At 25.9% G+C, this 4872-nt stretch carries 5 protein-coding genes; 2 read left to right on the top strand and 3 right to left on the bottom strand.

Translation table 11 applies throughout. The features are described 5' to 3' along the window. The 3 genes from ACRCYC_RS08365 to ACRCYC_RS08355 form a co-directional block, all read right to left on the bottom strand. The coding region (locus ACRCYC_RS08365) for a LytR/AlgR family response regulator transcription factor (protein WP_438618668.1) at positions 1-685 on the bottom strand (685 nt) is incomplete at its 3' end. A gap of 477 nt (positions 686-1162) precedes the next feature. Beyond that, on the bottom strand, positions 1163-1681 hold the full coding sequence (locus tag ACRCYC_RS08360) for a hypothetical protein (protein ID WP_438618667.1): 519 nt from the start codon (positions 1679-1681) through the stop codon (positions 1163-1165). Positions 1682-1741: 60 nt separating this feature from the next. Then, a complete protein-coding gene (locus tag ACRCYC_RS08355) occupies positions 1742-2380 on the bottom strand; it encodes a nitroreductase family protein (RefSeq protein WP_438618666.1) in 639 nt (212 codons plus the stop codon). 196 nt (positions 2381-2576) lie between these two features. Here ACRCYC_RS08355 and ACRCYC_RS08350 point away from each other — a divergent pair, with 196 nt between their 5' ends. Together ACRCYC_RS08350 and ACRCYC_RS08345 are read left to right on the top strand one after the other, a co-directional pair. Further along, a complete protein-coding gene (locus ACRCYC_RS08350; protein ID WP_438618665.1) occupies positions 2577-3929 on the top strand; it encodes an MATE family efflux transporter in 1353 nt (450 codons plus the stop codon). A 133-nt stretch (positions 3930-4062) separates the two neighbouring features. Then, on the top strand, positions 4063-4872 hold an 810-nt coding region (locus ACRCYC_RS08345; protein WP_438618664.1), incomplete at its 3' end, for an FUSC family protein.

Here is a 4872-nt window from a genome sequence, read left to right as displayed (position 1 = left end):
TTAACTCTTTTTTTAAACTCTGTATTCTATGTTTACTAACTGGTATTTGTACTTTATTTATATAAACAATATTCTTATCTATACTTTCAATTTTATCTAAATTAACTATAAAACTATTATGACATCTAAAAAATTTTTTTCCTTGTAGTAGTTTTTCCAGTTTTCTCATACTCATCTTAAACCTATAAAACTCATTACTTTTATGTATTATAATTTCTCTTCCCTCAGTTTCCATATATAAAACATCATCTAACATAATTTTTATTAAATTATTTTTATTATTTATTATTAAATAATTTTTTGCTTTATCTATTATATTTAAAATACACTCGTTCAAATGTTTTTCAATAGTTTCATATTTAAGTGGTTTTAATAAATATCTATAAGCTCTAACCTCATATCCTTCATATACATATTCACTTACTGATGTGGTGAACAATATTTCTACGCTTTTATCAAAATCCCTTATTTTCCGCGCAGTATCCATTCCTGTTAACGCCTCCATTTGTATATCTAAAAATAATATATCCAAATGATTCGGATAATTTCCCAATAAATCTTCGCCTGATTTAAATTCATAGATTTGAAAATTTATAGCTTTTGATTTGACTACTTTTTCGATATGACTTACCAAAATTTTGCTGTGTATTAAGTCATCTTCACAGACACCTATATGTAAACTCATGATTTTTTCCTCCCTAAACACCCTACTGCTAAAGTCCATTTTTATAATATAATTAATAATTATTACTTTATATTATATCTGTAAGTAACCATTTTTTCAAAACAAAAAAGACTGTTTTCCGTTCACAGTCTTTTTTAAGGGGATATTATTATACTTTCTGGGGGAATAGTATATTTTTAAGGGGTTAAGAGGAACATTTTAGTAGTTCCTCTTTTTATGTCTGTATCTTAAATGCTTTAATTTTTAGTATATTTTGTCAATTTCCTATTGATTTGTTATGTTTTGTCTAATCTTGTTGTCTATGTATACAATATAACATCATTTTGTATACAAGTCTATAGTATAATTATTTTTTTACATAAAATTTTATTTATATATACGCGTAATTTAGTATTTTATTTTTACTATTAAAAGTATTTGTTTTAACAATTTAAAAATCTAATAAAATTTCAAATTATATTTTTCTTTTAATCAATACTAAATATTTGTTTTATTGCATTTAAATTTTTCATTATAATAGGTATTGAATATATTTTCATTGTTTTGGTTATATTCTGATATATTTGTACAATTTCCATAATCATTATTTGATCTTGAATAAACATAACTTCCATAAATAGCAATAATTATTACTTCTATAATAATTATTATTGCTAGCTTCGTTTTAGTTATATTTTTTATATTTTTATTAAATCTACAAAAGTTATATCCTTTTATTAAACATATAAATATAAATGCATAAAAAGTTATACACAGCATTAAAATTACTATCAAAGCAACTGTATCAAAAAATAAAATACCTATTACACTAGATATACAACCTAAAATGCCAAAATTTATTTGCATATTTGAAAAAGTTTCAGATTCAAGATAATTTATAATTTGCATAAATATATTACATTTACTTTTACATGCTTTTTTAACATACTTTAAATTACTTTTCCCCAAATAAATACTTCCAAATGAAATAATCAATGTATAAATAAAAAATTCCATAACTTCCCCCTAAAGCAATTTGGTTTATTATATATAGTATCTTAAAATTATAAAAAATAATTAATCTATAAATGTCGTAACATCTTCTATCGGCTTTCTTGGTGGTTGAGCAGGTTGATTATCTTCAGCCACTCCTAAAGATATCATAGACATTAGTTGGTATCCTGGTTTCTCAAATCCTATAAGTTTTTCTATTTCACTCTTAGCATGAGTAGGTCCAGTCATATAACATGTACCATACCCCATTTCTGTTGCAGATAATAAGAAGTTTTCAACTGCTGCACCTATGCTTTGTGCCCCTGATTGAGGAGATACTAATACATCTAATACTTCTTGAGGTGCATCATTTTCTTTTAATATTTTGTATTCTATCATTTTATAGTCGCATCCATAAACTAATACTACTACTGGAGCATTTTTAAAACACGTATAATAATTTATTACACTCATATGTATTTTTTTATCTTTTTCTGTCTTAGCTAACTCACCTATTTTTTCATGACTCTTAGTTACTATATCTGCCATTTCATTTATCATATTTTTATTTTGAAGAACAACAAAATGCCAATTTTGTTGATGTTTTGCAGATGGAGCAAAAGTTGCAGCTTTTAATAACTCCATTATATCTTCTTTTGGTACAGGTGTATCTTTAAACTTTCTTATGCTTTGACGATTGTATATAAAATCTAAGTTTGTCATTGTATTTTCTCCTTTAAATAAGTTATTTATCACTAAGCTAAATTATATAAACAAAATAGTTTTATGTCAAACTATTTTTTTATGGAATATTTTAGTGTCATTTTAATTAACTTTTCTATAATCTATTGTATGCATATTTAAATAATGCTATTATAGGCAGACAAATAAATTTTATATGTACATGAAGGGGGATTTTATGACCAAAGATATGACTACTGGAAATCCAGTAAAATTGATTTTATATTTCTCTATACCACTTCTTATAGGTAATATTTTTCAACAATTTTATAGTATGGTTGATACAATAATAGTTGGAAGATTTTTAGGGGTTAAAGCGCTTGCATCAGTTGGATCAACTGGATCTATGAATTTTTTGATAATAGGATTTGTTCTAGGTCTTACATCAGGTTTTTCTGTCTTAGTTTCTCAAAGATTCGGAGCAAACGATGAAGAAGGAGTAAAAAATGCTGTTGGAAGTGCTATTGTTTTATCTATTGTTATGGCTATTTTAATAACTATAGTTAGCATACTTACCGCAAGACCACTTTTACGTGCTATAAATACACCTACTGATATTATAGATAATGCCCACTCTTATATAATAGTTATCTATGCCGGTATATTTGCAACATTTTTCTATAACATGATATCTAGTATACTTCGTGCACTTGGTGATAGCAAAACGCCCTTATATTTTTTAATAATTGCATCTATTTTAAATATAATACTAGACTTAGTATTTATTGTTAATTTGTCTATGGGAGTAGCTGGTGCTGCTTATGCAACTGTTATAGCACAAGGATTTTCCGGAGTTTTATGTTTAATTTATACTTCAAAAAAATTTCCTATACTAAAACTTCAAAAAAGACATTTTAAATATAACTCTATTTATTTTAAAAAACATTTGGGTATAGGTATTCCTATGGCACTTCAATTTTCAATAACTGCAATTGGCGCAATAGTACTTCAGGGTGCTGTTAATGCATTTGGTTCAACAGTTGTTGCAGCTCATACTGCTGCTTCCAAAGTTGAGCAACTTGTTATGCAACCTAGTGTAACATTCGGCGTTACTATGGCAACTTACTGTGCTCAAAATCTTGGAGCTGGAAATATTGATCGTATAAAAGAAGGCGTTAAAAAATGTACACTTATAAATATTGGAATTGGTATTATTGGTGGAGTTGTACTTGTAACATTTGGGGAATCCTTTGTTAAGCTATTTATATCAGATGCAGATCCAGCTGTTATAACTTATTCTATGAAGTATTTAACTACAGTATCATTCTTCTTTATACCACTTAGTTTAATATTCATATACAGAAATGCACTTCAAGGAATGGGCCATACTTTCGTTCCTATGATGGCTGGAGTTTGTGAACTTTTAGCTAGAACTCTAGTTGCTTTTACACTGCCTTTAATTATTGGATATACTGGAGTTTGCTTAGCAGGTCCAATGGCTTGGATTGCAGCTTCTATACCACTGATTCTTGATTATATTAAAAAAATTAATAATATAGATAATTCTGATTGTGTATCTATAAATGCATAAATAAAAAGAGATGTCTTAGAACATCTCTTTTTTTACGCTTTAAATATCAGTTCGTCACAATAACTGAAACTTTCTGTTGCAATTAATAATATAAACTGATACTATATAATAATCTAGTACCTGGAGGAAACTTATGATTAAATTTAAAAATATGTTACAAGAACTATCTATAAAAGACGAAATTAGAGCATTAAAAGTTTTATTGTCAGCTATAATTGCTATATATTTATGTAGCTTTTCAAACTATCTTAAAGTATCAACTACTGTGATAACTGTTTCTATAGTATTTGCTTTACTTCCAACAGTTTCTGGAGCAAGAAGTTACTGCTTACAAAGAGTTATTGCAAATATATTAGGAGCAATACTAACATTTATGATTGGAAGTATATTCAACTGGAATATATACTCACTTGCATTAATTTGTTCCTCTTCAGTTTTTATATATTTTAAGTTTAATTTAAATAAAACAAAACTTAGCTTAATGAGCTTTATTGCAGGTAGTTTGATTTTCTTCTTTGCTATGAGCGATCCTTCAAATATAGTAACAAGATTTTTATCTATTATAGTAGGCTCTTTAATAGCTATTTTAATTAATGAATTAATTCTACCTTTAAATCAAGGTTTAAAAGTAGAGCAGTTAATTAATTCATTTTCAAGTCAACTATTCGATATAGAAGAAGATATTATAATAAATATAAATAATTTAAATTCTTATAATTTGAAAAATTTATTTTCATCTCTTCAAATTATAAAACCTAATATAACTTTATTAGATAAAGAATCTAAAACTAACTCACTGAAAAATCACTTAAAACATTATAAATCTAAAACAGATATAATAGATAAATTAGGTGAAATATGTAATTGCTCTTACGAACTTTTAGATACTATCTTAAAAAACAAAGATGATTTTAATAATTTATCCAATAAAGAAAAATTATAT

This window comes from Paraclostridium sp. (genome assembly GCF_051657365.1).
Lineage (GTDB): Bacteria > Bacillota > Clostridia > Peptostreptococcales > Peptostreptococcaceae > Paraclostridium.
This window is presented reverse-complemented; position numbering and strand designations above follow the sequence as displayed.